This window comes from Kribbella sp. NPDC051586 (assembly GCF_044453965.1).
GTDB lineage: Bacteria > Actinomycetota > Actinomycetes > Propionibacteriales > Kribbellaceae > Kribbella.
In genome coordinates this window covers 324,003-350,626 of the sequence record NZ_JBITDF010000002.1, presented here as the reverse complement: position 1 = coordinate 350,626, position 26,624 = coordinate 324,003, and the positions used below count along the sequence as shown (strand labels likewise).

Sequence of the window (26,624 nt, the reverse complement as noted above, 5' to 3'; positions counted from 1 at the left end):
TCGCAGCAGTCGGTGGTGAATCTGTCGTCTTCAGGCAATCCCGCGGTTTGGTGCGATCCAAAGGTTCATGACGCGACCGCACGACACCACCAGTCCACGGAGCAACCCACCACATGACGGCCAGCATCGAGGCACCCCTCGACCCCGCAGTACGCACCACCCCGCAGGTAGCGGTCAATGACATCGGGTCGGAGGCAGACTTCCTCGCGGCGATCGATCAGACCATCAAGTACTTCAACGACGGCGACATCGTCGAGGGCACCATCGTCAAGGTCGACCGGGACGAGGTCCTGCTCGACATCGGTTACAAGACCGAAGGCGTGATCCCCTCCCGCGAGCTGTCGATCAAGCACGACGTCGACCCGAACGAGGTCGTCAACGTCGGCGATCACGTCGAGGCCCTGGTTCTCCAGAAGGAGGACAAGGAAGGCCGTCTGATCCTCTCGAAGAAGCGCGCCCAGTACGAGAAGGCCTGGGGCACGATCGAGAAGATCAAGGAAGAGGACGGCGTCGTCACCGGCACCGTCATCGAGGTCGTCAAGGGTGGACTCATCCTGGACATCGGCCTCCGCGGCTTCCTGCCGGCCTCGCTCGTCGAGATGCGTCGTGTCCGCGACCTCCAGCCGTACGTCGGCCAGGAGATCGAGGCCAAGATCATCGAGCTGGACAAGAACCGCAACAACGTGGTCCTGTCCCGCCGGGCGTGGCTGGAGCAGACGCAGTCCGAGGTGCGGATGAACTTCCTCACCCAGCTGCAGAAGGGCCAGATCCGCAAGGGTGTCGTCTCCTCGATCGTCAACTTCGGTGCCTTCGTGGACCTCGGTGGCGTCGACGGTCTGGTGCACGTCTCGGAGCTGTCCTGGAAGCACATCGACCACCCGACCGAGGTGGTCGAGGTCGGCCAGGAGGTCACCGTCGAGGTGCTGGACGTCGACATGGACCGCGAGCGCGTCTCGCTGTCGCTGAAGGCGACCCAGGAAGACCCGTGGCAGCAGTTCGCCCGGACCCACCAGATGGGCCAGATCGTGCCCGGCAAGGTCACCAAGCTGGTTCCGTTCGGTGCGTTCGTCCGCGTGGAGGAGGGCATCGAGGGTCTGGTGCACATCTCCGAGCTGGCCGAGCGTCACGTCGAGATCCCGGAGCAGGTCGTCCAGGTCAACGACGACACGATGGTCAAGATCATCGACATCGACCTCGAGCGTCGCCGGATCTCGCTGTCGCTGAAGCAGGCGAACGAGGGTCTGGACCCGGTCTCGGACGACTTCGACCCGACGCTCTACGGCATGACGGCGACGTACGACGACCAGGGCAACTACATCTACCCGGAGGGCTTCGACCCGGAGACGGGCGAGTGGCTCGAGGGCTTCGACGCGCAGCGCGAGGAGTGGGAGCGGCAGTACGCCGAGGCCCACACGCGCTGGGAGGCCCACAAGAAGCAGATCGAGGACGCCAAGACGGCGGACGTGGAGGCCGGCGAGGCTTCGACGTACTCCTCGGCCGCTGCCCCGAAGGACGACGCCCCCGTCGAGGGTGCGCTCGCTTCCGACGAGGCGCTGCAGGCCCTCCGCGAGAAGCTGACCGGCCAGGGCTGATCCCCTGACCGGAGCGCTCCTCCGGCTGTACTAACGAGAACCCCCGCACCTCCAGGTGCGGGGGTTCTCGCGTTCCCGAACAGCAAGGAATGAGAAGAAAAGGAAGAACAGAGGTTTGGGGTGGTGGTCGGCTTCGTTGGCCGCGCACAGGTTTGCTGTGCCTGGGCGTGTGTCAGGACCGCGGTCGCCCTACCGTCGCCGAGTCGTGGCAGTCGGCGGGTCTCAGGATCGCCGAGTCGTGGAGAGGGGTTCTGAGAATCTGCCTTGATCCACGACTCGGCGTTCGGGATCGGGACCATTCGCCACGACTCGGCGAGGCTGCGCGCCGGGGGAACGGTCAAAGTCGCGGCTGATCGCCGGAGCCGGCCGCCACCCTAAATCTCTGTTCTCTTCTTTGCTCTTGTTTTCAGTTCTTTGGGTCTGGTCTTCAGTCGTAGGGGCGGCGGATTCGGGGTTTGCCCAGGTCGGTGCCCCATTGGCCGCGGCCTTCGCCTTTGAGGCGCATTTTGAGTTCCATCACGTGGGCGCGGGCGCCGCTCGCGGAGAAGAAGCCGATGCGGTACGGCTCGTTCGGGGCGCCGGCCTCCCACGCGGGGACCTGCTGCTCGCCGTACCGGACCATGCGGACCGGCGGGTCCTCGCCCGCCTGGATCCGGGCGGCGTCCTGGGCGCAGGCCGGCACCTTCCGGGTCCCGCCGCTGCGTGGCGTCCAGACGACGTCCCGCGCGGCCGGTCCGTGCTGCGGGTTGAAGAAGCACGGCGTACGCCGCTCCGGCAGCGGATCGCCCGCGACCCGGGCCCGGACGCAGGCGAGCGCGTAGCGTCCCGCGGTCAGGGTGTCGACGATCGCGCTGATCGACTCGATCGACTCGAGCCGGTCGACCAGCCGCTCGGCAGTCTCGTACGCGTCGAGAGCGGTCTGGTAGTCGTGCCGGGCCTCCGCGTCCAGCGCACTGCCCTCCAGCAGTTCACCGAACCGAGTCAGTTCCTCCCCGAACTGAACAACATCCTCCTCGGCCATCCTCCGGACGTGCCTCAGCTCAGGTCCGTCCTGACGCCGCCTCCACCACCCCATAAGCCATGGTAGGGCGTGTCTCCCGATCCCACGCGTACTGCGCGGCACTCGGCACGGACTCGCGACGGCGTGGGATCGGGAGAAACGCCGTGCGCCCGCCGATAAGGTGCTGGGGTGCTGAGAGTGGGACTGACTGGCGGGATCGGGGCTGGGAAGAGTGCGGTGTCGTCGCGGCTGGCTGAGCGGGGTGCCGTGGTGATCGACTCCGACGTGCTGGCTCGGGAGGTGGTTGCGCGGGGGACCGACGGGCTGGCGGAGGTGGTCGCGGCGTTCGGTCCCGGTGTGCTGATGGCCGAGGGCGACCTGGACCGGCCGGCGCTCGGCAAGATCGTGTTCGGCGACGAGGACGCCCGGCGCAAGCTGGAGGCGATCGTCCATCCGCGGGTCCGCGCCCGGGCCGCCGAGATCGAGCACGGATCGCCGGCGGACGCGATCGTGGTGCACGACATCCCGCTGCTGGTGGAGACCGGTCAGGCCGACCAGTTCGACGTCGTCCTTGTGGTCGACGTACCCGTGGAGGTCCAGGTGCAGCGGCTGACCTCGCAGCGCGGGATGACTGACGCGGAAGCAAAACAGCGGATCGCGAGCCAGGCGTCCCGCGAGGACCGGCTGGCGGCCGCGGATGTCGTCGTGGACAACTCCGGCGATCTCGCCGACCTGGACCACCGGCTCGACCAGGTGTGGGAACAACTCACAGGCCACGGTCCGGACACGAAAAGGTGACCCTTGCGCGGTAAATGATGAATCCGGGACCGGCTGTACGAGAATCTGTCCCGGTTCGGCCCGGGGTGACTCCTGCGGCCGGCCACCGACGGCGCGCCCCGCGCCGGTCCGGACGTCCGAGGTAGGGAGGATGGCGTGGTGTGTCCGCGCTGCAGCTCTGACGTCCCCGAGGTCTCGCATTTCTGCCACCACTGTGGCAACGACATGCGTACCGGGGATGCCGAGCGCAAGAAGGCGTACGCCGCCAGACCGGATGAGCCGGTGGCGTCGTTCAAACTGGTATCGACGATCATGCCCCAGGGGTCCGGCCAGCAGCCGTACACCTACAAGGTCGCACTCGGCATCGCCCTGCTGCTGACCGTGGTGACGGCCGCGCTCGGCGCGCTGCCGGTGTCGATCATGATCGCGGCCTTCGCCATCCCGATCGTCTACATCATCTACCTGTACGACGTGAACCTCTGGGAGGACGAGCCGATCCCGGTGGTCGCCGCGGCCTTCGTGCTGACCGGCGTACTCGCGGCTGTCTTCACCTGGCTGTGGAAGGACAAGCTGGCTCTCTCGCTCGACACGATCGGCGGCAACAGCGCCGGTCCGTCCGGGCGGGACCTGCTGATCCTGCTTCTGCTCGTGCCGGTGGTATCGGAGCTGATCCGGCAGATCGGCCCGCTCTACCTGGCCTCGCGGCCGCGGTACGACGACCTGATGGACGGCTTCACGTTCGGTGTGGTGGCCGGTGTCGGCTACGCCTGCTTCGAGACGCTGGTGCTGCACTGGGGCTGGATCAGCGGCGGCTTCGCCGGTCCGGGCAGCAGTGCCGGGACGTGGATCTCGATCGTGCTGCTGCACGGCTTCATCAAGCCGCTGGTGTACGGCTCGGCGACGGGACTCGCCGGCGCGGAGTTCTCCGGCCTCGGCGAGGGGTACGACGGGTTCACGCCGCGCTGGGTGGCCGGACTGATCCAAGCGATGGCGGTGAACGCGCTCTTCCAGGGCGGCGTCTACCTGCTCGGTTTCGTCGGCGGCCACGGCTCGACCATCGGCTCGATCCTCGGTGTGGTCTGGGGCCTGCTCCTGCTCGGCGCACTGATCATCCGGGTGCGCACCGTGCTCCACAAGGGACTCCTCGAGGCGGCGCTGGAGTCGGCCGCTCGTGGTGGCTCCAACCACGCGTCGGGCGACCTGGCGTTCTGCTCGCGCTGTGAGATGCCGTTGCTTCCGCACTCCGACTTCTGCTCCGCCTGTGGCAACTCGGTGCGATCCGTGCCGAAGTCCGCTCGCGGGATGGCCGCACCGACTGCGGCACCGACCGCGGCGACGACTGGGGAGACGCAGGCATGAGCAACCAGCAACCGCCGTACGGCGGGGGCCAGGGCGGACAGCAGCCGCACGCCGGCCGGCCGGGTCAGCCGGGTCAGCCGGGCCGGCCGGGTGGTCAGCAGCCTGGTGGTCAGCCTGGGTACGGACAGCAGCCCGGGTACGGGCAGCCGCCGCAAGGGCAGCCCGGCTACGGGCAGCAGCAGCCGCCACAGGCTCAGCCCGGCTACGGCCGTCCGCAGCAGGCGCCGTACCCACCGCAGCAGCCGCCCCAGCAACAGCAGCCCCCACGGCCCCAGCCGGGCCAGCCGGGTCACCCTGGTCAGCCGCAGCAGGGTCAGCCGCAGCAGGGGACCTTCCCGGGGCAGCAGCAGTACCCGCAGCAGCAGGGCTACCCCGGCCAGCAGCAGTACCAGCAGGCGTACCCGGGCCAGCAGCCGCAGTACGGCGGCCAGCAGCCATGGAGTCAGTACAGCCAGCAGCCGCCGCGCAAGGGCGGTGGCAGCAGGACCCTGCTGATCGCGGGTGGTGCGTTCGCCGTGGTCGCCGTGATCGGCGTCGTACTGGCGCTCGTCTTCAAGGGCGGCGACGACAAGAAGGCCGACCCGAGCCCGACACCGACCACCCAGCCGACCACCGGCCAGAGCACCCAGCCGACCAACGTCGACGAGGGCATCGAGGTCGGCCAGGGCGTGTACGTGAAGCCCCAGCCGGGCTACGTCCGCAAGAGCCTGGACGGGTTCGACGGGGTGTACCTGCTGAAGCAGGGCGAGGCGTACTTCATGGTGAACGCCTGGAAGGCCGAGGCCGGTGAGACCACCGACACCGTGCTGCCCAAGCTGCTGACCGCCGAGACCAAGGACCTGTCCTCGGTCAAGACCAACGACCCGAGGGTGACCAAGCCTGGTCCGGACGACAAGACCCCGGTCAAGGTCGTCACCACGCAGAGCTTCAACGCCATCTCGAGCAGCCAGAACGGCAGCATCCCGGTGGTCGGCTTCGTCGGCGTGATCGAGCGCAACGACGGCGTGATCACGATCATCCGGGTGTACGGGCGCAAGGACAAGGTGGCGACGATCCAGAAGGACTCGGACGCGATGCTGCTGTCGGTGGTCAAGAGTCAGTGAGCGGAAAACGCGACAAGGGTTCCAGCGGCAACCCCTGGGTCAACCAGCCCCCGGAGCCGGACGACGCCGAGCAGGAGGAGCAGCTCCCGCCGTCGCCGTGGGACCTCGAGGTGCCACCGCCACCGTCGCCCTGGGGCGACGGTGGCGCGCACGGACCGGGACCGGGACCCGGTCCCGGCCCGGGTCCGGCGACGGAGACGTCGTCGGCGTGGGGTGACAAGGTCGGACCGCCGTCGCTGCGCCGGCCCCCGCCGCAGAAGAAGAGCGGCTTCCGGATCCCGCCGCTGCTGATCCCGGTCGGTGCCGGCCTGATCGTGGTCGCGCTGGTGGCTGTAGCGCTGGTGCTGCTGTCCGGCGGCGGTGACGACAAGGCCGACCCGACGCCGAGTACGCCGGCAGGTACGCCGACCGCGCCGAAGTCGTCGTACCAGCCGCCGCCGAACGCGATCGCGGTCGGGTTCGGGGTGTCGCTCGTGCCGGTCGCGGGCTGGAGCCTCTACACGCAGGAGACCCAGGGCAAGGAGGTCGCGACGTACGCCCCGGACGGGGAGCCGCGCGGGTTCTTCTGGGTCCGCCAGAAGCAGAACGTCACCGCGCAGGCCTACCTGCTCGGGATCGTCGAGGGCGAGACCGAGGAAGAGGTCGCCCAGCTCGGCAACGTGCGGAACCTGCCGTGCCCCAAGGACGTCTTGGTGGAGTGCGTCGCGATCGACTACACCTCCACGGCCAAGGACAAGGCCGGCGGGGACGTGAAGGTCAAGGGCACGGTCGAGGTGTACCGGCGCAAGGACAAGGTGGTCACCGCCCTGGACTTCCGGACCCGCGTCGACTTCGCCCAGAAGGCCGAGGCCGACGCCGCGATCATGAAGAAGTCCGTGATCGACAGCCTGTGACGAACCACCGGAACTACCGCGAGGGAACGCTATGAGTCAGCAGTACGGTCCGCCCCCGGGCCCGCCGCCCGCGCCCGCTCCTGGCGGCTGGGGCTCCGCGCCTCAGGGTCAGCAGGGCCAGCCGGGTCGCCAGGGTGGTCCCGCGGCTGGTGGCTGGGGCTCGTCCGGGCCAGGTGGTCCCGGTGGTGCTGGTGGGCCCGGTGGCTGGGGTCCGGGGCCGGCGCGGCCCAACCACCCGCCGAAGTCGAACCGGACGCAGTGGATCATCATGGCCGGCGCCATCGTCGCCGTACTGCTGGTCGCGACCGGCGTGGTGCTGCTGGTGAACGGCGGCGGTAAGGACAAGCCGGCGAGTCAGCAGACGCCGGATCCGGTCGGCACGCTGTACACGCCGTCGCCGACTCCGACGCCGAACGACTCCAAAGGACCGAACGACGCCGGTGTCGAGGTCGGCTGGGGCGTCTGGTTGATCCCGTCCAAGGGGTGGCTGCCGGACTGGGACAAGTCGAAGGGCGGGAAGAACTACATCCTGCAGCAGTTCAGCGCGCGCGGGCTGATCGACGGGTACTACTGGGTCCGCCAGACCGAGCTGTACGACGCCAAGACGTTCGCCGAGCACCTGGTCGACGTCGAGTCGAACGGCATGCAGGGGGTCCGGATCGGCAGCGGCGTCGCCTGCAAGCCGGCCAACCCGAACATCAAGGCCTGCTACGCCCTGTCGTACACGGGCGTCTGGGTCGGCAAGAACGGCGCGAAGGTCGCGATGAAGGGCTTCGTCACCGCCTACCAGGACAAGTTCGACCGAGTAACCGCCACCGACGCCGCCCTCGAATCCCGTGTCTACGCCCGCCGCGTCAACGAACTCGTCTACATGAACAACAGCGTCATCAAAAGCTTCTGACCCCCTGGGGTAACCGCCCACACGACGGGGCGGCCTGCCCCACCCCGGGTCGGCTGCCTCCGCCCCGGGTGGGGGTGCACCATCCACCACCCGCCGAGCGGAGCGAGGTGGGTGTGTTTTTGGGGTTTTTAGAAACTGTCGGAGCGGGGCCGTACGGTGGAGGGCATGAGACAGGTCTCGGATCTCCAGCGTATGGTCGCCCCGCTGAAGGTGGTGTCGGATTTCGATCCGGCGGGTGACCAGCCGGCCGCGATCGCGGACCTCGAGCGGCGGATCAACGCCGGCGAGCAGGACGTCGTGCTGCTCGGCGCCACCGGCACGGGCAAGACCGCGACGATCGCCTGGCTGGCCGAGAAGGTTCAGCGCCCGATGCTGATCCTCCAGCCGAACAAGACCCTCGCCGCCCAGTTCGCGAACGAGTTGCGCCAGTTCTTCCCCGCCAACGCCGTCGAGTACTTCGTGTCGTACTACGACTACTACCAGCCCGAGGCGTATGTCCCGCAGACGGACACCTACATCGAGAAGGACTCCTCGATCAACGAGGAGGTCGAGCGCCTCCGCCACTCCGCGACCTGGTCGCTGCTGACCCGCCGCGACGTGGTCGTGGTCGCGACCGTGTCCTGCATCTACGGCCTGGGCTCCGCCGACGAGTACCTGAACCGGATGATCCACGTGAAGGTCGGCGCCGAGATGGACCGCGACGGCCTGCTCCGCAAACTCGTCGGCGTTCAGTACGCGCGCAACGACCTGGCCGGCACCCGTGGCACGTTCCGGGTCCGCGGCGACACCCTCGAGGTGTTCCCGGTGTACCAGGAGCTCGCCGTCCGGGTGGAGTTCTTCGGCGACGAGATCGAGCGCGTGATGACGCTGCACCCGCTGACGGGCGAGGTCATCAGCGAGGAGGACGAGGTCTACATCGGCGCCGCCACGCACTACGTGACCGCGCCGGAGCGGATGGAGCGGGCGATCACCTCGATCGAGGCCGAGCTGGAGGAGCGGCTGGCCGAGCTCGAGCGCAACGGACAGCTGCTGGAGGCCCAGCGGCTCCGGATGCGTACGACGTACGACATCGAGATGATGCGGCAGATCGGGACCTGCTCGGGCATCGAGAACTACTCGCGGCACACCGACGGGCGCGAGCCCGGGACCGCGCCGCACTGTCTGCTGGACTACTTCCCCGAGGACTTCCTGCTGGTCATCGACGAGTCGCACGTGACCGTCCCGCAGATCGGCGGGATGTACGAGGGCGACATGTCGCGCAAGCGGACCCTGGTCGAGCACGGGTTCCGGCTGCCGTCGGCGATGGACAACCGGCCGCTGCGCTGGGAGGAGTTCCTGGAGCGGATCGGCCAGACCGTCTACCTGTCCGCGACCCCGGGGCAGTACGAGCAGGACAAGTCCGACGGGTTCGTCGAGCAGATCATCCGCCCGACCGGTCTGGTCGACCCCGAGGTGATCGTGAAGCCGACCAAGGGCCAGATCGACGACCTGATCCACGAGATCCGGCTCCGCGTCGAGCGGAACGAGCGGGTCCTGGTCACCACCCTGACCAAGAAGATGTCCGAGGACCTCACCGACTACCTGCTCGAGATGGGCATCCGGACGAGATACCTGCACAGCGAGGTCGACACCCTCCGCCGGGTCGAGCTGCTGCGTGAGCTGCGCATGGGTGAGTACGACGTGCTCGTCGGCATCAACCTGCTCCGTGAGGGCCTCGACCTGCCGGAGGTGTCGCTGGTCGCGATCCTCGACGCGGACAAGGAAGGCTTCCTGCGGTCGGGCCGATCGCTGATCCAGACCATCGGCCGTGCCGCGCGTAACGTATCCGGCCAGGTGTTCATGTACGCCGACAAGATCACCCCGTCGATGGAGCAGGCGATCGACGAGACCAACCGCCGCCGCGCGAAGCAGAACGCCTACAACGAGGCGAACGGCGTCGACCCGCAACCCCTGCGGAAGCGGATCGCCGACATCACCGACATGCTGGCCCGCGAGGACGCCGACACCGCCGAGCTGCTCGGCTCCGGCCGCACGCAGTCCCGCGGCAAGGCGCCGGTCCCCGGTGGCGGCAAGGCGAAGGCCGGCGAGAAGGCGAAGGAGCTGGCCGGTGGCCTGCCGTCGTCCGACCTGGCCGACCTGATCCAGCAGCTCACCGACCAGATGCACAACGCCGCCGCCGAGCTCCAGTTCGAGGTCGCCGCCCGCTACCGCGACGAGATCTCCGAGCTGAAGAAGGAGCTCCGCCAGATGACCAACGCCGGCGCCAAGTAGTCCACCTCGTCGTACGCCGGGTCTCTCAGCCCCGGCGTACGACGGTGTGGCGTGGCGTCTCGTCGACGGTCAGGGTGAAGATGTCCGGCCGCGCGTAGTGCCCGACCGAGTCGAAGTCGAAGTACCCGCGATCGAGGTCGTCGAGGTCCAGTTCCGCGACGAGGACGCCTTCCTCGCCGCGCAGCGGGCCGGCGAGGATGTTGCCCAGCGGAGAGATGATCGTGCTGCCGCCGTTGATCAGGACGGTGTCGCCGTCGGTCAGGTACTGGTTGGCGCTGATGACGAAGCACCGGCCTTCGAGCGCGATGTGCCGCATGGTCGCCTGCCACTGATCGCGGTCGTCGACCGTGGGCGCACACCAGATCTGCACCCCCTTGGCGTACATGGACTGCCGGAAGAGCGGCATGTAGTTCTCCCAGCAGATCGCCGCACCGAGGACCCCGAGGTCTGTCTGCACCGCAGGCATCGTCGACCCGTCGCCCTGCCCCCACAGATATCGCTCGGCCGCGGTCGGCATCAGCTTCCGGTGATGCGCCACCAACCCGTCACGCGGGTCGATGAACACTGCCGTGCAGTAGAGCGTCCCGCCATCGCGCTCGATCACGCCCGCGACCAGGTAGACCTCGAGCTCCGCGGCCACCTCAGCCAGCCGCGCGATCTCCGGTCCGTGCAGTTGTACCGCGGCTTCGCGGTACCGCCGGAACAGCTCACGACCCTCCGGGGACCGCGACCCGACGGTGATTCCGAAGTCGAAGCCCTTCGGGTAGCCGCCGAGCAACGCCTCCGGCAGCACGATCAACCGCGCCCCGGCGGCGGCAGCCTCCCGGAGGTACCGCTCCGCCTTGGCGAGCGTCGCGGGCGTGTCGAAGAGCGTGGACCCGGCCTGGACCGCAGCAACCACAACAGAAGCCATGCCGAGCAGCGTACGACGGCGGTACTGTGCGGTGCGGAGAAACAGGGGAGGAAGCATGCTGGACCACGTGTCGTTGCAGTGTGACGATCTCGGGGCTGCCCGGGAGTTCTACGAGACGGTGCTGGGGCCGCTCGGGATCACTGTGAGCATGGACTTCGGTGATGTGCTCGGAATGTCCGGCCCGGACGGCGTACCGAAGTTCTGGCTGGGGAAGCAGACCACGGGCGGGGTGCAGCGGGAGATTCACCTCGCGTTCACCGCGGCGGACCGGTCGATCGTCGACACCGTGCACCGTGCGGTGAGGAAGCTCGGTGCGGAGGTGCTGCACGAGCCCAAGGAGTGGCCGGAGTACCACCCGGGGTACTACGCCGTGTTCATGCGCGACCCCGACGGCAACAACGTCGAGGTTGTGTCGCACAGCTGATGGCGCGGATGAGCGGGGACGACCTCCTCGAGTACTGCCTGGGCAAGCCCGGCGCGTGGCAGGACGAGCCGTGGGACGGCGACGTCGTGGCGAAGGTCGGCGACAAGATCTTCGCGTTCCTCGGCGGAGGTAGTTCGGTCGGGCTGAAGTGCGGCGCGAACCGCGAGGAAGCCGACGACCTGGTGGGCACCTACCCGGACGACGTCAGCAAGATGCCGTACATCGGGCGATCCGGCTGGAACACGGTGCAGCTCGGGGGAGCGGTGCCCGACGACGAGATCCTCGAGCTGGTCGACACGTCGTACGAGACGATCGTCGCGAAGCTCCCGCGGAGCAAGCGTCCTGCCGCCGGCAGATGATCACTCGCTGCAACTATGGCCTGAACTGGCTGTGATCATTTCGACAGGCGACACGGCGTTCCGGATTTGGAGACTGGGACGTTCACCCGTCACAATGATGGTGGAGAAGGGGAGTATTCCTTCGCGGTGGCATCGTCATCACGGTCAAGGGCTTGTGTCCCGCGCCCGGTGCCCCCGGCCAGGCTCGCTCGGCGAGTCCGGCGGAAGAGACCTTCGGAGTCGATTTTTCGTCTGAGCTCCGGAGGATTCTGTGCACGTAGCTGACTATGTCTGGTACATCACCGTCGGCGTGCTTCTCGCGCTGCTGGCGTTCGACGTCTTCGTCATCGGCCGTCGTCCGCACGAGCCGAGCACCCGCGAGTCGGCGAGGGCGATCGCGTTCTACATCGGCCTCGCGGTGGTCTTCGGCCTCGGGGTCTGGTTCTTCTCCGGCGGGCAGTACGCCGGGGAGTTCTTCGCCGGCTGGCTCACGGAGTACAGCCTGAGCGTCGACAACCTGTTCATCTTCTTGATCATCATGTCGAGATTCGCGGTGCCGAGGCAGTACCAGCAGACGGCACTGCTGGTCGGGATCATCCTGGCGCTGGTGTTCCGCGGCGTCTTCATCGCGGTCGGCGCGGCGGCGATCAACCAGTTCTCCTGGGTCTTCTACATCTTCGGCGCGTTCCTGGTCTACACCGCGGTCCACCTGGCCAAGCAGGGTGAGAACGACGATGACGACTTCAAGGAGAACGCCGTCATCCGGTTCGCGAAGAAGCGGCTGAACGCCACCGACGAGTACAACGGCGTCAAGCTCAGCCTGAAGAAGAACGGCAAGCGGTTCGTCACGCCGATGGCGATCGTGATCATTGCCCTCGGCACCACTGATCTGCTGTTCGCGCTCGACTCGATCCCGGCGATCTACGGGCTGACGCAGGAGCCGTTCCTGGTCTTCACCGCGAACGTCTTCGCGCTGATGGGTCTGCGCCAGCTGTACTTCTTGCTCGGCGACCTGCTGAAGCGGCTGGTGTACCTGTCGCTCGGGCTGTCGGTCGTGCTCGCCTTCATCGGCGTGAAGCTGGTCCTGCACGCCATGCACGTGAACGAGTTGCCGTTCATCAACGGCGGCCACCACATCGACTGGGCCCCCGAGATCCCGATCTGGTTCTCCCTCGGCTTCATCATCGTGACGCTGGGCATCACCACGATCCTGAGCCTCCGCAAGTCGCGCACCATCAAGGCGGAGGAGCCAGCGGAGCAGCCGGAGCTGCACCACAAGGAGTCCTGAGACGGGATGTTGTGACCTGAGACCTGCTATTTCAGGTCTCAGGTCACCGGGCTGGGGCTCCGGTTACCACTCGGTCCTTCAGAAGCGGGCTGCAGTGACCAGGGTGGCGCGGCGTTCGTCGGTGAGCGCGCCGTCTTCCAGGCGTTTGCCGGTTTCGGAGGCGTGGAGCATGCCGGCGGGGGAGACGAAGCCTACGTGGTGGACCTGTTGGCCGGGGCGGCCGAAGAAGTAGAGGTCGCCGGGCTGGGCCTCGTCGATGGGGATGTTCGGCAGGGTGTCCGCCTGGTCGTGGGCGTCTCGCGGGGTCCGCATGCCGAGGACCCGGCTGACCGTGTGGATCAGCCCGGAGCAGTCCAGCCCATGCGCCGACGTACCGCCCCACAGGTACTCCAGACCGAGGAAGAGCCCCCCGAGGCGCAGCCGCTCGTCGGCGTCCGACGGCTCCAGCGCAGACCGCAGTGCGCCGTCCGCGAGCCAGCCGGACCCACCGTCGGGCGTCGCGACCCGCGTGTGCCCGTCCGCGTGCTCCACCGACGCCAGCACCGTGGCAAACGACAGCTCCGCCACCGGCTGGCCACCAGGCTCGGCCAGCAGCGACGCGGTCGGTACGGTGACGGCGACCGGGTCGGACGCGCTCTGGGGCAGCTCGCCCAGATGACTCGACGGGACCCAGCCCGGGTACCCGAGCTCGTCCTGGGACGACGGCTGCCACGGTGCGAGGATCTCGGACCAGCCGTCCCGCTCCGTGCGCACCAGCACAGGCTCGGCGAACAGCAGTTGCGTCAACGTCCGGCCGTGCAGGCCCAGCCGGGTCTCGGTGTCCATCGACTTGGCCCAACCGGCCACGTCGGGTTGTGCGGCGGTCGCCGGCGCGTCGATGTCACGCGGCGCGTCCGGCGCGGTCCAGACGGTGCTGATCGGGACCTTGCTAGCGGCTAACCTCATGCGCTCAAGCCTGTCACGCCGAGTCCAGGAGCAGAAGGCAGGTGGATCAGCGAGCCGTCGTACCGGATCCCGCCGGTCACCGGAGCCTCGCGCAGCCACCAGGCGGCGTCCAGGTCGTTGACCGTCGTCGTCGGGTACGCCGACACCAGCGCGGCCGCCGCGCCGACGCCGACGTGGCTCTCCATCATGCAGCCGACGATCGCGCCCAGCCCGTGCTCCCGGGCCAGTTCGAGCAGTGTCCGCGCCGTCGCCAGGCCGCCGCACTTGGCCAGCTTCACGTTCACCAGGTCGGCCGCGCCCTGCCGGATCACGGCGACCAGATCGCGTACGCCGTACACGGACTCGTCGGCGAGGATCGGCGTACTGACCCGGTCGGTCACCCACGCCATCCCGTCGAGGTCGGCCGCGGCGACCGGCTGCTCGACCAACTCGATCGCGCAGCCGGCGTCCTCCAGGGCCCGGATCACCGTGACCGCGTCGCGCCGCGTCCAGCCCTGGTTGGCGTCCAGCCGCAACCGCGGCTCCGGCCCGATCGCGTCGCGGACCCGGCGGACCCGCTCGATGTCGCCGACCGCGTCGGTGCCGACCTTGATCTTGAGTACGTCGAACCCGTCCGCGATCCTGCCGCGCCCGGCGTCCGCCAGCGCCGACGCATCGCCGACGGACAGGGTCACATCGGTGCGTACGACGTCGACGGTCGAGCCGAGGAACCCGTGCAGCGTCTGACCCCGCCGACGCGCCGCGAGGTCGTGCAGCGCGACGTCGACCGCGTCCTTCGCGCCGAAGTTGCCGACGGCCGCGCCTTGCACCCGGCGCAGCGCCTCGGTCAGGTCATCGGGACCGAGCCCGTCGAGCGCGGTCGTGATCGGGCCCTCGATACACGCCTGCGAGCCGGCCAGCGAGTCGCCGGTCACCTTCCACACCTGCGGAGCCTCGCCCCAGCCGCTCAGCTCGCCGTCGCTGACCTCGACCAGGAGCGACTCGACGTGGGTTGCCGTCCGCAACGCGGTGACGAACGGGGTGTGCAGCGGCGCGGACACCCGATGGGTCGTGATCTTCACCGCACGGCCCCGAGGTCGTGCCGGTTGTTCCAGGCTTCCAGTGCGATGGACGCGATGAGCTTCTGCGCCTCGGCGTCCGGCAGGTCGGACGTCGTACACACCACCAGCACGAACGGATCCGCGTCGGGCGGCCGGACGATCCCGCCGTCGTGCCGGATCCGGGTGTCCCAGCCGTTCTTGTGCTCGACCCGCGTACCGGTTGGCAGCAGCGCCGGGATCTCGCCGTTCCACTGGTTGCCGGCCAGCAGATCGCGCAGGTAGTCGCCGGAGGCACCTTTCTGATTGCCGACCGCAACGAGTACGCCGGCGAGCCCGGCCGGGCTCATCAGGTTGCTGATGCCGGCGCGCTGGGCCGGACCGTCGTCGATGCCGCGCTGGATCTTCGACGCGGGGGACGGCGAGCTGGGCAGCGTTGCCTCGCTCAGGGCGGCGTGAGCCGCGAGGATCCCGACCTGCTCGAGGACGAGGTCGGTGGCGAGGTTGCTGGAGCGGGTGATCATCTCTGTCGCGAGCCAGCCGAGCGGCACCGGCGTACCGAGCTTCGTCCAGGTCGCCGGCGCTTCGTCCTCGTCCGCGTCCACCGCGAACCGGCCGCTGCCCGCGGACGCGAAGTCGTTGTGCACGGTCACCGGCTGGTCGAGCGCGAGCTCACCCGCCTCGACCTTGCGCATCATCGCCATCGCCACCGGCAGCTTCATCGTGCTGGCCGAGTAGTGCGGCCGCTCCGCGGCGTGCTCGAACACCGCCACGCCGTCCAGCCGGCCGAGCCACACCCCGAACTCCCCGCTCCCGTCGACCTCCTGGAGCAGCTCCGCGATTCCCATGCCGTCACCCAATCACAAGACAACACCTGGCAGACTTCCCAGGGTGTCCCGGGCAATCGGTCTCCTTCTCGGCTATGCCGCCGATCGTGTGCTTGGTGATCCACGCCGCCTCCACCCCGTCGCCGGGTTCGGTCAGACCGCTGCTCGCCTGGAGCGGGCCGTGTACGCCGACTCGAAGCGGGCCGGAACGGCGTACACCGCGATCCTCGTCGGGACCACCGCGGGGCTGGGCCTTGCGGCCGAGCGACTGACCCGCAGGCATCCGATCCTCCACACCGCACTGACCGCGGCCGCGACCTGGACCGTTCTGGGCGCCCGCAGCCTCGAGCGTGAAGCCGAGGCGATGGCCGAGCTGCTCGAGGAGAAGGACATCCCAGCCGCTCGCGACCGCCTCAGCCACCTGTGTGCGCGTGACGCCACCGAGTTGGAGGCCGACGAGCTTGCCCGCGCGACGGTCGAGTCCATCGCCGAGAACACCTCGGATGCATGCGTCGCACCGCTGCTCTGGGGTGGCGTGTTCGGCATCCCCGGGCTGTTTGGCTACCGAGCGGCGAACACACTCGACGCGATGGTCGGCTACAGGTCGCCGAAGTACGAGAACTTCGGCTGGGCGTCAGCGCGCCTGGACGACGTGGTGAACCTCGTCCCGGCACGGCTCTGCGCGCTGCTGACCGGTCTCACAGCTGGACGAACGCGTGAGGCGACGGCGGCCTGGCGACGAGATGCGCCGAAGCATCCGAGTCCGAATGCCGGCCCGGTCGAAGCAGCGTTCGCCGGCGCGCTCGGCCTCACACTGGGCGGGACGAACAGCTACGGGAGCTACCAGGAGGACCGCGGCACGCTCGGTGACGGTCCGGCGCCGACAGTCGCCGACGTCCGGCGTACGGCGCACCTCGCCAGGCGGGTCGGGATGGCGGCCGCCGGAGTCGCCGCCTTGATCGCCGTGAAGGGGGAACGATGGGGCTGAGTCATCGGCCGCTGCGGATCGTGCTGATCCGGCACGGCGAGTCCGAGGCGAACCTGGACAAGACGATCTACGAGCGCATCCCCGACCACGACGTACCGCTGACGGCACGCGGGCACGACCAGGCCGCCAAGGCGGGCAAGGACCTGCGGGAACTGTTCGAGAACGAGCCCGTACGCGTGTACGTCTCGCCGTACCTGCGGGCCCGCCAGACGCTGGACTCGCTCGGGCTGGACGACCTGATCGGCAGTCCTCGCGAGGAGCCGCGGCTGCGTGAGCAGGACTGGGCGAACCTCCAGGACACCGAGGACATCGAGCGTCAGGAGCAGCTCCGCGACTCGTTCGGGCACTTCTTCTACCGGTTCACCCACGGTGAGTCGGGCGCGGACGTGTACGACCGGGTCTCGACGTTCCTGGAGACGATGCATCGCGACTTCGAGCATCCGGACGCGCCGGCGAACGTGCTGCTCGTGTCGCACGGGCTGACCATGCGGCTGTTCTGCACCCGGTGGTTCCACTGGTCGGTCCGGTTCTTCGAGTCGCTGCGCAACCCGGGCAACGCGGAAACACGCGTCCTGCTGCGGCAACCCGATTTCCGGTACAAGCTGGACCGGCCGTTCGAGCAATGGACGCCTTACGAACCGACGGAACGGGAGCGATCGGCATGGTTGTAGCGCAGACGCGGGACACGGTCCTCGAACTGCTGGCGAGCCTGACGCCGGCCCAGCTCGAGAAGATCCGGGCTCCGTTCGACATTCCGGACCATCGCAAGTGGACGTACCTGCCCGGGCATGTGCCGGGGCTGGCGTTGACCGAGCTCACGCCGACGCAGCAGAAGCTCGTCGAGCGGCTGGTGGCGACGGGGTGCAGCGACCGGGGTACGGCGGATGTGTGGGCGGTCCTCGACGCCGAGGTCGTCGTCCGCGGTCTGCCCGACCTGCCGCCGTCGGGGGAGTGGGAGGGCTCGGTCGTCGGTGACCGGTACTTCCTGCGGGTGCTCGGTGATCCGAACGGGACCGATCCGTGGGCCTGGCGGCTGAACGGGCACCACCTCGCGCTGCACGTGACGCTGGTGGACGGCGCGATCGCGTTCACTCCGCAGTTCCTCGGCTCGAATCCGGCCGAGATCCGTACCGGTCCGCAGGCCGGCCGACGGTTCCTGGCCGCCGAGCAGGACCTGGGCTTCCAGCTGCTGCACGCCCTCGAGCCCGGACAGCTCGAGGTCGCCGTGGTGTCCGACGCGGCGCCGGACGACATCCTGACCCGCGACGACCCGGTCGCGGACGCGTCGCTGCTGCATCGCGGCCTCGGGTACGGCGACATGAACGAGGACCAGCGTCAGCTCCTCAGCCTCCTCATCGGCCAGTACGTCGGCCGAGCCGCCGGGCCGATCGGGCTGCAGACCTGGCAGGACATCACCGAGCGCGGCATCGAGCGCCTGACCTTCGCGTGGGCCGGCGAGACCGAGCCCGGCGTCGGCCACCGGCACTACTACTCGATCGCCGGCCCGAGCTTCCTCGCCGAGTACGACAACACGCAGGACGACGCCAACCACATCCACTCAGTCTGGCGAGACTTCCGCAACGACTGGGGCACCGACCTCCTGTCCGCCCACTACGCTATGCACGGCTAGAGTCAGCCAAGTCATCGACGGCAACAGCAGGAACCCGGTGTGAGTCCGGGACGGTCCCGCCACTGTGACCCGAAATGGGGAGTCAGGAACTGCCGCCGTCGTACCTCCGTTCGGGGCGTGGACACCCCGGGGAAGGAACGCTCGCGTGCTCCTTTTGCTCTCCACCGCTGACACCGATCTGCTCGCGGCCGCCGAGGCGAACGCCGGCTGGAAGGTCGCGAACCCTGCCCGCCTCGAGCTCGCCGAGCTCGGACCGCTCCTGGACGCCGCGGACGTGGTGGTCGTGCGGCTGCTCGGCGGTCGCCGGGCCTGGGAAGTAGGACTCGACGCGGTCATCGCGTCCGGCAGGCCGGCGGTGGTGGTCAGTGGCGAGGCCGCGCCGGACGCCGAGCTGATGTCGCTGTCGACCGTGCCGGCCGGTGCGGTCACCGAGGCGCTCGCGTACCTGCGCGAGGGCGGCGCGGACAACCTCCGCAACCTGGCCGGCTTCCTGCGGGACACGCTGCTGCTGACCGGTGACGAGTTCGAGCCGCCGCGGGCGCTCCCGGCGTACGGCCTTCGGGGCACGTACGTCGATGACGAGCGTCCCGTGGTCGGCATCGTGTACTACCGAGCGCACGAGATCTCCGGCAACACGGCGTTCGTCGACGCCCTCGCCAACGCGGTCGCCGCGGCCGGGGCCCAACCTCTCCCGGTGTACTGCGGCACGCTGCGCGGGCTCGACCCGGCCGAGAATGTCGGGCTGTTCGATCTGCTGCGGAAATGCGACGTACTGGTGACGACCCTCCTCGCGGCCGGTGGATCGGTGGCGGCGAACGCCAGCGCGGGGGGAGCGGATGATGCGTGGGACGCCGGTGCGCTGGCGTCACTGGACATCCCGCTGATCCAGGGGCTCGCGCTGACCTCGACGCGTGAGCAGTGGGTCGAGAGCGACGCGGCGATCAGTCCGCTGGACGCGGCGACGCAGGTCGCGATCCCGGAGTTCGACGGGCGGCTGATCACGATCCCGTTCTCGTTCAAGTCGTACGACGCCGACGGCCTGGCCCGGTACGCGCCGGACGCCGAGCGGTGCGCGCGGCTGGCCGGCATCGCGGTGGCACATGCCCGGTTGCGGCACGTGCCGCCGGCCGAGAAGCGGATCGCCTTGGTGCTGTCGTCGTACCCGACGAAGCATGCGCGGATCGGGAACGCGGTCGGTCTGGACACACCGGCGTCGGCCGTCGTCCTGCTCGGACAGCTGGAAGCGGCCGGGTACGACCTCGGTGGGCTCGACCTCAGTGAGCTTCAGGGCGCCGACGGCGCCGACGGGCTGATCCACCGCCTGATCGCGGCCGGTGGGCACGACGTCGACTGGCTGACCGACGAGCAGCTGGCGAACGCCGTCGCCAAGGTCCCGCTCTCCACCTACGCCATCTGGTTCGGTCGCACACCCGAGTCGTTGCAGACGGCAATGATCGAGGCGTGGGGCGAGGCGCCCGGCGAGCTGTACGTCGACACGTCGGGTGACGAGCCCGCGATCGCGCTGGCCGCGCTCCGGTTCGGGAACGTCGTGCTGATGATCCAGCCGCCCCGCGGTTTCGGCGAGAACCCGGTCGCGATCTACCACGACCCGGACATGGCGCCGTCGCACCACTACCTCGCGGCGTACCGCTGGCTCGAAGCGTCCACGGACGAGGGCGGGTTCGGCGCGCACGCGGTCGTCCACCTCGGGAAGCACGGGACGCTGGAATGGCTGCCGGGCAAGGGGATCGGGATGGCGGCCGGCTGCGCGCCGGACGCGGTGCTCGGGAACCTGCCGATGGTCTACCCGTTCATCGTCAACGACCCAGGCGAGGGCACGCAGGCGAAGCGGCGGGCGCACGCGACGGTCGTCGACCATCTGGTGCCGCCGATGGCGCGGGCCGAGACGTACGGCGACATGGCGAAGCTGGAGTACCTGCTCGACGAGTACGCGACCGTGTCCGCGCTCGATCCGGAGAAGGTGCCGACGCTGCGGGCGCAGATCTGGACGCTGATCCAGGCGGCCCAGCTGCACCACGATCTGCACACGTCGGACAAGCCTTCGGACGACGAGTTCGACGAGTTCGTGCTGCACCTCGACGGGTATCTGTGCGAGATCAAGGACGTGCAGATCCGGGACGGCCTGCACATCCTCGGCGGCGCGCCGGCGGGCGAGGCACGGGTCAACCTGGTGCTCGCCGTACTGCGCGCGCGCCAGCTGTGGGGTGGCGCGTACTCGATCCCGGGGCTGCGGACGGCGCTGGGCTCGGCCTTCGGGGTGGACGAAGCGGCCCTCCTCGCGGATCCCGGTCGTGCCGTGCCGGAGCTTGCCGACCTCGCGACCCTCGCCGATCTTCCGGCCGTGACTGCCGCCGACGGCGTCGACATCCTGGAGGCGGTGGCGCGGAAGCTGGTCGTCGGGATGGAGACGATGAGCTGGGACGCGACGAAGGTCCCGGTCGTGGTTGCCGAGGTGTTGGGCCGGGACTCCGCGGAGGTAGTGCAGTCGCTGACGTTCGCCGCTGAGGAGGTTGTGCCGCGGCTGGCTCGGACAGGGGACGAGCTGGCCAACGTGGTGCGGGCGCTCGACGGGCGGTTCATCGAAGCCGGGCCGTCGGGATCGCCGACGCGCGGGCTCGTGAACGTGCTGCCGACGGGGCGGAACTTCTACGCCGTCGACCCGAAGGCGATCCCGAGCCGCAACGCCTGGGACGTCGGCGTCGCGCTCGCCGACTCGCTGCTGGCTCGGCACCAGGCCGAGACGGGGGAGTACCCGCGGTCGGTCGGGCTGACGATCTGGGGTACGTCGGCCATGCGCACGCAGGGTGACGACCTGGCCGAAGTGCTGTGGCTGCTCGGCTGCCGCCCGGTCTGGGACGAGGCGTCGCGACGTGTGACCAGCTTCGAGGTCGTCGGCCTGGAGGAACTCGGCCGGCCGCGGATCGACGTGACGATCCGGATCTCCGGCTTCTTCCGGGACGCGTTCCCGCACGTGGTCGCCCTCCTCGACGAGGCGGTCCGGACGGTGGCCGCGCTGGACGAGGATGCCACCGACAACTATCTGCGCGCGCACGTCGACGAGGACATTGCCGCGGGCAACGACGCACGGCAGGCGACGGCCCGGGTCTTCGGCTCGAAGCCGGGTTCGTACGGCGCCGGCCTGCTCCCGCTCGTCGACGCTCGCAACTGGCGCACCGACGCCGAGCTCGCCGAGGTGTACGCCGTCTGGGGCGGGTACGCGTACGGCAAGGACCTCGACGGCGCGGAGGCCCGCGGCTCGATGGAGCGCGCGTACGCCCGGATCCAGGTCGCGGCGAAGAACGCGGACACCCGCGAGCACGACATCATGGACTCCGACGACTACTTCCAGTACCACGGCGGCATGATCGCGATGGTCCGGCACCTGACCGGCGCCAACCCGAAGGCGTACGTCGGCGACTCCGCCGTACCCGCCCAGGTGAAGACCCGGACGCTGGACGAGGAGGCGAAGCGGGTCTTCCGCGCCCGGGTGGTGAACCCGCGCTGGATGGCCGCGATGCGGCGGCACGGGTACAAGGGCGCCTTCGAGATGGCGGCGACGGTCGACTACCTCTTCGGGTACGACGCGACCGCGGGCGTGGTCGACGACTGGATGTACGAGACGCTGACGACGGAGTACGTGGCGGATCCCGAGATGGCCGAGTTCTTCCGCAAGTCCAACCCATGGGCGCGGCACGGGATCGCGGAACGCCTGCTGGAGGCGGCCCAGCGCGGGCTGTGGGCGGAGCCGTCGGACCAGGCGCTGGAGACGCTGCGCAACGCAGTACTTGAGACGGAGGGTGACATCGAGGACCGTGCCTGATTGGGTGGAGGCATGCCGCCTGAGCAGCTTCGTGTCCTGATCACCAACGACGACGGCTATCGCGCACCGGGTATCCGGGCGCTCGCGCCGGCCATCGCCGAGCTCGGGTACGACGTACTCGTGGTCGCGCCGATGCTCGACGAGAGCGGCGTCGGATCCGCCCGGGCCGGCATGGTCGGCCGCCCGATCCGGACCGTGTCCGAGGAGGAGAACGGGGTCACCTACACCGGGATCGAGGGGACGCCGGCGCTCGCGGTGACGCTGGCGAACGTCGGGGCGTTCGGACGTGCGCCGGACCTGGTGCTGTCGGGTATCAACCGCGGGCACAACATCGGCGTCCCGATCTTCCACTCCGGCACCGTCGCGGCCGCGCTGACCGCGGCCGGCCAGGACACGTCGGCGGTTGCTGTCAGCATCGACTCCGAGGACCCCGGGCACTGGCCGACCGCGGCGACCGTCGCCGCCGAGGCCCTCGGCTGGATCGCCGCGGAGCCGGCCGGAACGGTGCTGACGATCAACGTCCCCGACCTCCCGCTCGACCGGCTCGCCGGCGTCCGGCACGCCTCCCTGGCCCCGATCAAGCGCTCGCGCATCGTCGGCACGACCGCGCCGAACGGCGAGCCGATGATCGAACTCGAACCCCCGCTCGCCAACCCGATCGCCGGCTCCGACGAGGCGCTCCTCGCGGCCGGCTTCGTCACCATGACCCCGATCGTCGGCATCCGCGAGGTCAAGGACGACGCGGCTGCCACCGCCGTCGCGAAGCGCCTCTCCTCGAGCTGAGCAGATCAAGCGTTCGACCGCAACTTCGCCGGTTCCCCGGGCATCAAGCTGGTTGTCCGAAAGGGGGCCAAGATGAAATCTCTTCTGCACGTCCGGAAGCCTGTTCGGGGCGTACTCGCAGGCCTGGTGGTGGCTGCGGTTTCGGGGGGAGCGGTCAGTGCGCCGGCGGTTGCCCAACGCAGCGAATCCATCCAGCTGGTGTCGGTCACGGCGGCCGGGATCGGCGGTGACGGTGAGTCGGCCGCGGGGACCGCGAAAGGGCTCGGGGTTTCGGCGAACGGGCGGTACGTCGTGTTCTCGTCGTACGCCGACGACCTGGTCGCGGGTGACACCAACGGTCAGCGGGACGTGTTCGTCCGGGACGTGGTCACCGGGCGGACGACGCTGGTCTCGGCCGGCCCCGGCGGCGTACCGGGGAACGGTGAGAGCCGGGAGCCGTCGATCTCGGCCGACGGTCGGTACGTCGTCTTCAACTCGTTCGCGTCGAACCTGCTGCCCGGTGACACGAACGGCGCCGGCGACGTCTTCCGCCGTGATCTGAGGACCGGGCGTACGACGCTGGTGTCGGTCGGGCTGAACGGCCCGGCGGACCTGGACTCGTGGGAGCCCGAGATCTCCGCCGACGGACGGCACGTGGCGTTCACCTCGAGTGCGACCGACCTCATCGTTGGCGACACCAACAACACCCAGGACGTCTTCGTCCGCGACCTCGTCACCCGCCGGACCGAGCGCGTCTCCGTGACGTCCGACGGGCAGCAGCTCGACGTGTACTCGAGCGCGCCGGCGATCTCCGGTGACGGACGCCGGGTCGCGTTCGTGACCCCGGACCAGCTGGAGCCGGCGCCGTCTCCGTCGCCGCACGCCGACACCCTGCTCTACGTCCGTGACCGCAACTCGAAGACGACACGCGGGGTTTCGCTGGGTGTGCCGTCCGACCCGCGCGCCTTCAGCGTCGAGAGCATCTATCCCACCTTCTCCAGCGACGGCCGGTACCTGTCCTTCACGCTGGTCAGCTGGCTCGGGATCGGCTTCGACTCGATACCGAACGTCTGGTTGCGTGACCTGCGGACCAACAAGCTGGAGCTGATCTCCGCCGACGCCCAAGGCCGGCCGTCGACGGCCCTCGGTCCGGTCTTCCGCAGCGGCATCTCCGCCAACGGCAGGTACGTCGCCTTCGGAACGCCCGCACGCCTGACCGCCTCGGACACCGGGGACCTCAGCGACGTGTTCCGCCTCGACCGCAAGACCGGCGCGCTGGTCTGGATCACCAAGGCGCAGGACCAGACAGACCCGTTCGGCGGCCGGATCGGTAGCGTCGGCCCGGCCATCTCCGCCGACGGCCGGCACGTCGCCTTCGACTCCGACGACAGACAACTCGCCCCCGGCGGCGGCACCTCCGGCCGCGACACCTATCTCTGGAACGCAACCCGCCCGCGGTGATCCCTGCGGATCGGCCGGCGACTGTGAGCCTGGTCGCTGGCCGATCGGGATGTGTGTGCCATGATCGGCGCGACGAGTGTGGAGGAACACCGGTGACCGGCGTTGGCCGGGAGTCCGGGGCGGTCCCGCCACTGTGACCGGGTGCCAGAGAAGTCAACTGGCGCCCGGGAGCCAGGACATCCGCGGTCGTCCGCCGGGTCGCGCTGCGGGTCGGCGTACCAGGCGTGGCGGGCGTGGATACCCGCTCGACGAAGGGATCCACCGCCGATGCGGCCTGCTGCAGCTTCCACCGGGTTTCCGTTCACTGCCGTGGTCGGCATGGAGGACCTCCAGCTCGCGCTGATCCTGGCGGCGATCTCGCCGGCGATCGGCGGGGTGCTGATCCGGGGCGAGAAGGGTACGGCGAAGTCGACCGCGGTCCGCGCGCTGACGGAGATCCTGCCGTCGGTGGACGTCGTACCCGGCTGCCGCTTCTCGTGCGACCCCGACGAGCCGGACGCGTCGTGTCCTGACGGGCCGCACGCGGATGGGCGTTCGGTGCGGGCGGCGCGGTTGGTGGAGTTGCCGGTCGGGGCGACCGAGGATCGTGTGCTCGGTTCGCTGCATCTGGAGAAGGCGCTCGCGGAGGGCGTCACGGCGTACGAGCCTGGTCTGCTGGCGGCGGCACACCGTGGGTTGCTGTACGTCGACGAGGTCAATCTCCTGCACGACCACCTGGTCGACGTACTGCTCGATGCCGCCGCGATGGGGCGGGCGACGGTCGAGCGGGACGGGGTGTCGGTCACGCATCCGGCGCGGTTCGTGCTGGTCGGGACGATGAACCCGGAGGAGGGCGAGCTCCGGCCGCAGTTGCTCGACCGGTTCGGCCTGACGGTGGATGTGGTGGCCAGCCGGGATCCTGCGGTGCGGGTCGAGGTGATGCGCGCGCGGCTCGCCTACGAGGCGGATCCTGCTGGTTTCGTCGAGCGGTACGACGGTCCGCAGCGCGAGCTCGCCGAACGCATCGTGAAGGCGCGCGACCTGCTCTCCGAGGTGATCCTCACCGACGCGGCGCTGCGGCAGATCGCGGAGATCTGCGCGTCGTTCGACGTGGACGGGATGCGCGCCGACCTGGTCACCGCACGTACGGCGGTCGCCCACGCGGCCTGGTCCGGCCGCACCGTCGTCGAGGTCGACGACGTACGGGCCGCCGCCAAACTCGCCCTGCCGCACCGCCGCCGCCGAAACCCCTTCGACGCCCCGGGCCTCGACGACCAGCAACTGGAAGAGGCAATCAACAACAGCACACCTCCGCCGGTCGACCCCGACGACGATCCGGATGGTCCAGGTGGAGGGGCAGATCGCACGAATGCTGAAGCGGACAACTCGCCTGACGTGGACGAGAACCCGCCCGCAGCCGACACGGACCATGCAGAGCCGAGCGGCCAGGCCGGCTCGGCGCCGGTCGGTGAGGTTGTTGGGAGTTCGGAGCCGTACAAGGCTCGGTTGTTGAGGGTGGAGGCGGCCGGGGTCGGGGTGGCTGGGCGGCGGTCTCGGGCTATTACCGAGGTTGGTCGGGTGGTGGGAGACCGGGCTCGGGTCGGGCGGGAGTCGGGGCGGGTGCACCTGCTCGGGACGATGCGGAGCGCCGCGCCGTACCAGCACGCGCGTGGACGGACCGGCCCGGGGCTCGCCGTCCGGGCGTCGGACGTGCGCCTCGCCGTACACGAAGGCCGCGAAGGGAATCTCGTCCTCTTCTGCGTCGACGCGTCGGGCTCGATGGGGACGAAGAAGCGGATGGGCGAGGTGAAGACCGCGATCGTGTCGCTGCTGCTCGACGCGTACCAGCGCCGCGACACCGTCGGCCTCGTCACCTTCGCCGGCGCCGCCGCCACGGTCGCGCTCCCGCCGACGGGTAGCGTCGAGACCGCCGTACGACGGCTCGAATCCCTCCCGACCGGCGGACGCACCCCGCTCGCCGAAGGTCTCCTGCAAGCAGCCGAGGTACTGCGGATCGCCGCGATCCGGGACCCGCGCCGCCGGCCGCTCCTCGTGCTGGTGACCGACGGCCGCGCCACCCACGGCGACAACGCGTTCGCCCGCGCCCGCCGGTCCGCGGGCTGGCTCGCCCAGCGTGGGATCGCCACCGTCGTCGTGGACTGCGAGCCGCACCGGGGCGTCCGCCTCGGTCTGGCGGCGGAGCTCGCGGGCGACCTCGGCGCGGAGTACCTCGATCTCGGTGACGTTGCCGCGGGCAACCTGGTCCGTACGGTCACCGAGCGGAAGGCGGCCTGA

The 26,624-nt window shown here is 69.4% G+C and carries 22 protein-coding genes and 2 riboswitches; of the genes, 17 read left to right on the top strand and 5 right to left on the bottom strand.

Going from position 1 to position 26,624, the window contains the following annotated elements; all coding sequences use genetic code 11:
- Positions 1-113: 113 nt before the first annotated feature.
- Positions 114-1,592 (top strand): 30S ribosomal protein S1, encoded by a 1,479-nt coding sequence (gene rpsA, locus ACIA58_RS12120; RefSeq protein WP_133998133.1) that lies wholly within the window; start codon positions 114-116, stop codon positions 1,590-1,592.
- A gap of 427 nt (positions 1,593-2,019) precedes the next feature.
- Here rpsA and ACIA58_RS12115 read toward each other — a convergent pair whose 3' ends face one another.
- The gene (locus tag ACIA58_RS12115; RefSeq protein WP_396403665.1) at positions 2,020-2,613 is read right to left on the bottom strand and encodes a hypothetical protein; all 594 of its coding nucleotides are present in this window, start codon (positions 2,611-2,613) and stop codon (positions 2,020-2,022) included.
- A gap of 168 nt (positions 2,614-2,781) precedes the next feature.
- On the opposite strand from ACIA58_RS12115, the gene coaE reads away from it, so the two are divergent.
- The 6 genes from coaE to uvrB all read left to right on the top strand — a co-directional run bounded on the left by coaE (position 2,782) and on the right by uvrB (position 9,896).
- Positions 2,782-3,390 (top strand): dephospho-CoA kinase, encoded by a 609-nt coding sequence (coaE, locus tag ACIA58_RS12110; protein WP_396403664.1) that lies wholly within the window; start codon positions 2,782-2,784, stop codon positions 3,388-3,390.
- Positions 3,391-3,594: 204 nt separating this feature from the next.
- Positions 3,595-4,728 (top strand): PrsW family glutamic-type intramembrane protease, encoded by a 1,134-nt coding sequence (locus ACIA58_RS12105; protein ID WP_396403663.1) that lies wholly within the window; start codon positions 3,595-3,597, stop codon positions 4,726-4,728.
- Positions 4,725-5,831 carry a hypothetical protein gene (locus ACIA58_RS12100; protein ID WP_396403662.1) on the top strand — a complete coding sequence of 369 codons (1,107 nt, stop codon included), beginning with the start codon at positions 4,725-4,727 and terminating at the stop codon, positions 5,829-5,831. The genes ACIA58_RS12105 and ACIA58_RS12100 overlap by 4 nt, the downstream gene beginning before the upstream one ends.
- Positions 5,828-6,724, top strand: coding sequence for a hypothetical protein (locus ACIA58_RS12095; RefSeq protein ID WP_396403661.1), 897 nt, complete (start codon positions 5,828-5,830; stop codon positions 6,722-6,724). The genes ACIA58_RS12100 and ACIA58_RS12095 overlap by 4 nt, the downstream gene beginning before the upstream one ends.
- Positions 6,725-6,755: 31 nt before the next feature.
- Positions 6,756-7,625, top strand: coding sequence for a hypothetical protein (locus ACIA58_RS12090; protein ID WP_396403660.1), 870 nt, complete (start codon positions 6,756-6,758; stop codon positions 7,623-7,625).
- A gap of 165 nt (positions 7,626-7,790) precedes the next feature.
- Positions 7,791-9,896 (top strand): excinuclease ABC subunit UvrB, encoded by a 2,106-nt coding sequence (gene uvrB / locus ACIA58_RS12085; protein WP_396403659.1) that lies wholly within the window; start codon positions 7,791-7,793, stop codon positions 9,894-9,896.
- A 25-nt stretch (positions 9,897-9,921) separates the two neighbouring features.
- Here the strand turns inward: uvrB and ACIA58_RS12080 are convergent, their stop codons facing one another.
- Positions 9,922-10,809 (bottom strand): nitrilase-related carbon-nitrogen hydrolase, encoded by an 888-nt coding sequence (locus ACIA58_RS12080; RefSeq protein ID WP_396403658.1) that lies wholly within the window; start codon positions 10,807-10,809, stop codon positions 9,922-9,924.
- A gap of 55 nt (positions 10,810-10,864) precedes the next feature.
- Between ACIA58_RS12080 and ACIA58_RS12075 the strand changes: the two genes are divergently transcribed.
- The 3 genes from ACIA58_RS12075 (at position 10,865) to ACIA58_RS12065 (ending at position 12,859) form a co-directional block, all read left to right on the top strand.
- Complete coding sequence (locus ACIA58_RS12075) at positions 10,865-11,233, top strand: VOC family protein (RefSeq protein ID WP_396403657.1); 369 nt, start codon at positions 10,865-10,867, stop codon at positions 11,231-11,233.
- Positions 11,234-11,241: 8 nt separating this feature from the next.
- Entirely contained in the window at positions 11,242-11,592 is a 351-nt protein-coding gene (locus ACIA58_RS12070) for an MmcQ/YjbR family DNA-binding protein (RefSeq protein ID WP_396403656.1), read from the top strand.
- Positions 11,593-11,842: 250 nt separating this feature from the next.
- Positions 11,843-12,859 (top strand): TerC family protein, encoded by a 1,017-nt coding sequence (locus ACIA58_RS12065; RefSeq protein ID WP_396403655.1) that lies wholly within the window; start codon positions 11,843-11,845, stop codon positions 12,857-12,859.
- A 78-nt stretch (positions 12,860-12,937) separates the two neighbouring features.
- Here the strand turns inward: ACIA58_RS12065 and ACIA58_RS12060 are convergent, their stop codons facing one another.
- The 3 genes from ACIA58_RS12060 to ACIA58_RS12050 are packed head-to-tail and all read right to left on the bottom strand — an operon-like array spanning position 12,938 to position 15,689.
- Positions 12,938-13,804, bottom strand: a complete 867-nt coding sequence (locus ACIA58_RS12060; RefSeq protein WP_396403654.1) for an NlpC/P60 family protein — start codon at positions 13,802-13,804, stop codon at positions 12,938-12,940.
- Complete coding sequence (locus tag ACIA58_RS12055; protein ID WP_396403653.1) at positions 13,801-14,865, bottom strand: mandelate racemase/muconate lactonizing enzyme family protein; 1,065 nt, start codon at positions 14,863-14,865, stop codon at positions 13,801-13,803. Before ACIA58_RS12055 ends, ACIA58_RS12060 begins: the two co-directional genes overlap by 4 nt.
- Entirely contained in the window at positions 14,862-15,689 is an 828-nt protein-coding gene (locus ACIA58_RS12050; RefSeq protein WP_396403652.1) for a serine hydrolase, read from the bottom strand. Before ACIA58_RS12050 ends, ACIA58_RS12055 begins: the two co-directional genes overlap by 4 nt.
- Positions 15,690-15,732: 43 nt before the next feature.
- Between ACIA58_RS12050 and ACIA58_RS12045 the strand changes: the two genes are divergently transcribed.
- From ACIA58_RS12045 to ACIA58_RS12015, 7 genes are all read left to right on the top strand, one after another.
- Positions 15,733-16,656 carry a cobalamin biosynthesis protein gene (locus tag ACIA58_RS12045; RefSeq protein ID WP_396403651.1) on the top strand — a complete coding sequence of 308 codons (924 nt, stop codon included), beginning with the start codon at positions 15,733-15,735 and terminating at the stop codon, positions 16,654-16,656.
- Positions 16,647-17,327 carry a phosphoglycerate mutase family protein gene (locus ACIA58_RS12040; RefSeq protein WP_396403650.1) on the top strand — a complete coding sequence of 227 codons (681 nt, stop codon included), beginning with the start codon at positions 16,647-16,649 and terminating at the stop codon, positions 17,325-17,327. The genes ACIA58_RS12045 and ACIA58_RS12040 overlap by 10 nt, the downstream gene beginning before the upstream one ends.
- Positions 17,318-18,286: a DUF3500 domain-containing protein gene (locus ACIA58_RS12035; RefSeq protein ID WP_396403649.1), complete on the top strand. Its 969-nt coding sequence runs from the start codon at positions 17,318-17,320 to the stop codon at positions 18,284-18,286. Before ACIA58_RS12040 ends, ACIA58_RS12035 begins: the two co-directional genes overlap by 10 nt.
- A riboswitch (cobalamin riboswitch) is annotated at positions 18,287-18,399 on the top strand. It begins immediately after the preceding gene.
- Between the two features lie 32 nt (positions 18,400-18,431).
- Positions 18,432-22,127 carry a cobaltochelatase subunit CobN gene (gene cobN / locus ACIA58_RS12030; protein ID WP_396403648.1) on the top strand — a complete coding sequence of 1,232 codons (3,696 nt, stop codon included), beginning with the start codon at positions 18,432-18,434 and terminating at the stop codon, positions 22,125-22,127.
- A 12-nt stretch (positions 22,128-22,139) separates the two neighbouring features.
- On the top strand, positions 22,140-22,910 hold the full coding sequence (surE, locus tag ACIA58_RS12025) for a 5'/3'-nucleotidase SurE (RefSeq protein WP_396403647.1): 771 nt from the start codon (positions 22,140-22,142) through the stop codon (positions 22,908-22,910).
- Between the two features lie 72 nt (positions 22,911-22,982).
- The gene (locus tag ACIA58_RS12020; RefSeq protein WP_396403646.1) at positions 22,983-24,350 is read left to right on the top strand and encodes a TolB family protein; all 1,368 of its coding nucleotides are present in this window, start codon (positions 22,983-22,985) and stop codon (positions 24,348-24,350) included.
- Between the two features lie 84 nt (positions 24,351-24,434).
- Positions 24,435-24,529, top strand: a riboswitch (cobalamin riboswitch).
- An 88-nt stretch (positions 24,530-24,617) separates the two neighbouring features.
- Positions 24,618-26,624, top strand: a complete 2,007-nt coding sequence (locus ACIA58_RS12015) for a putative cobaltochelatase (RefSeq protein WP_396403645.1) — start codon at positions 24,618-24,620, stop codon at positions 26,622-26,624.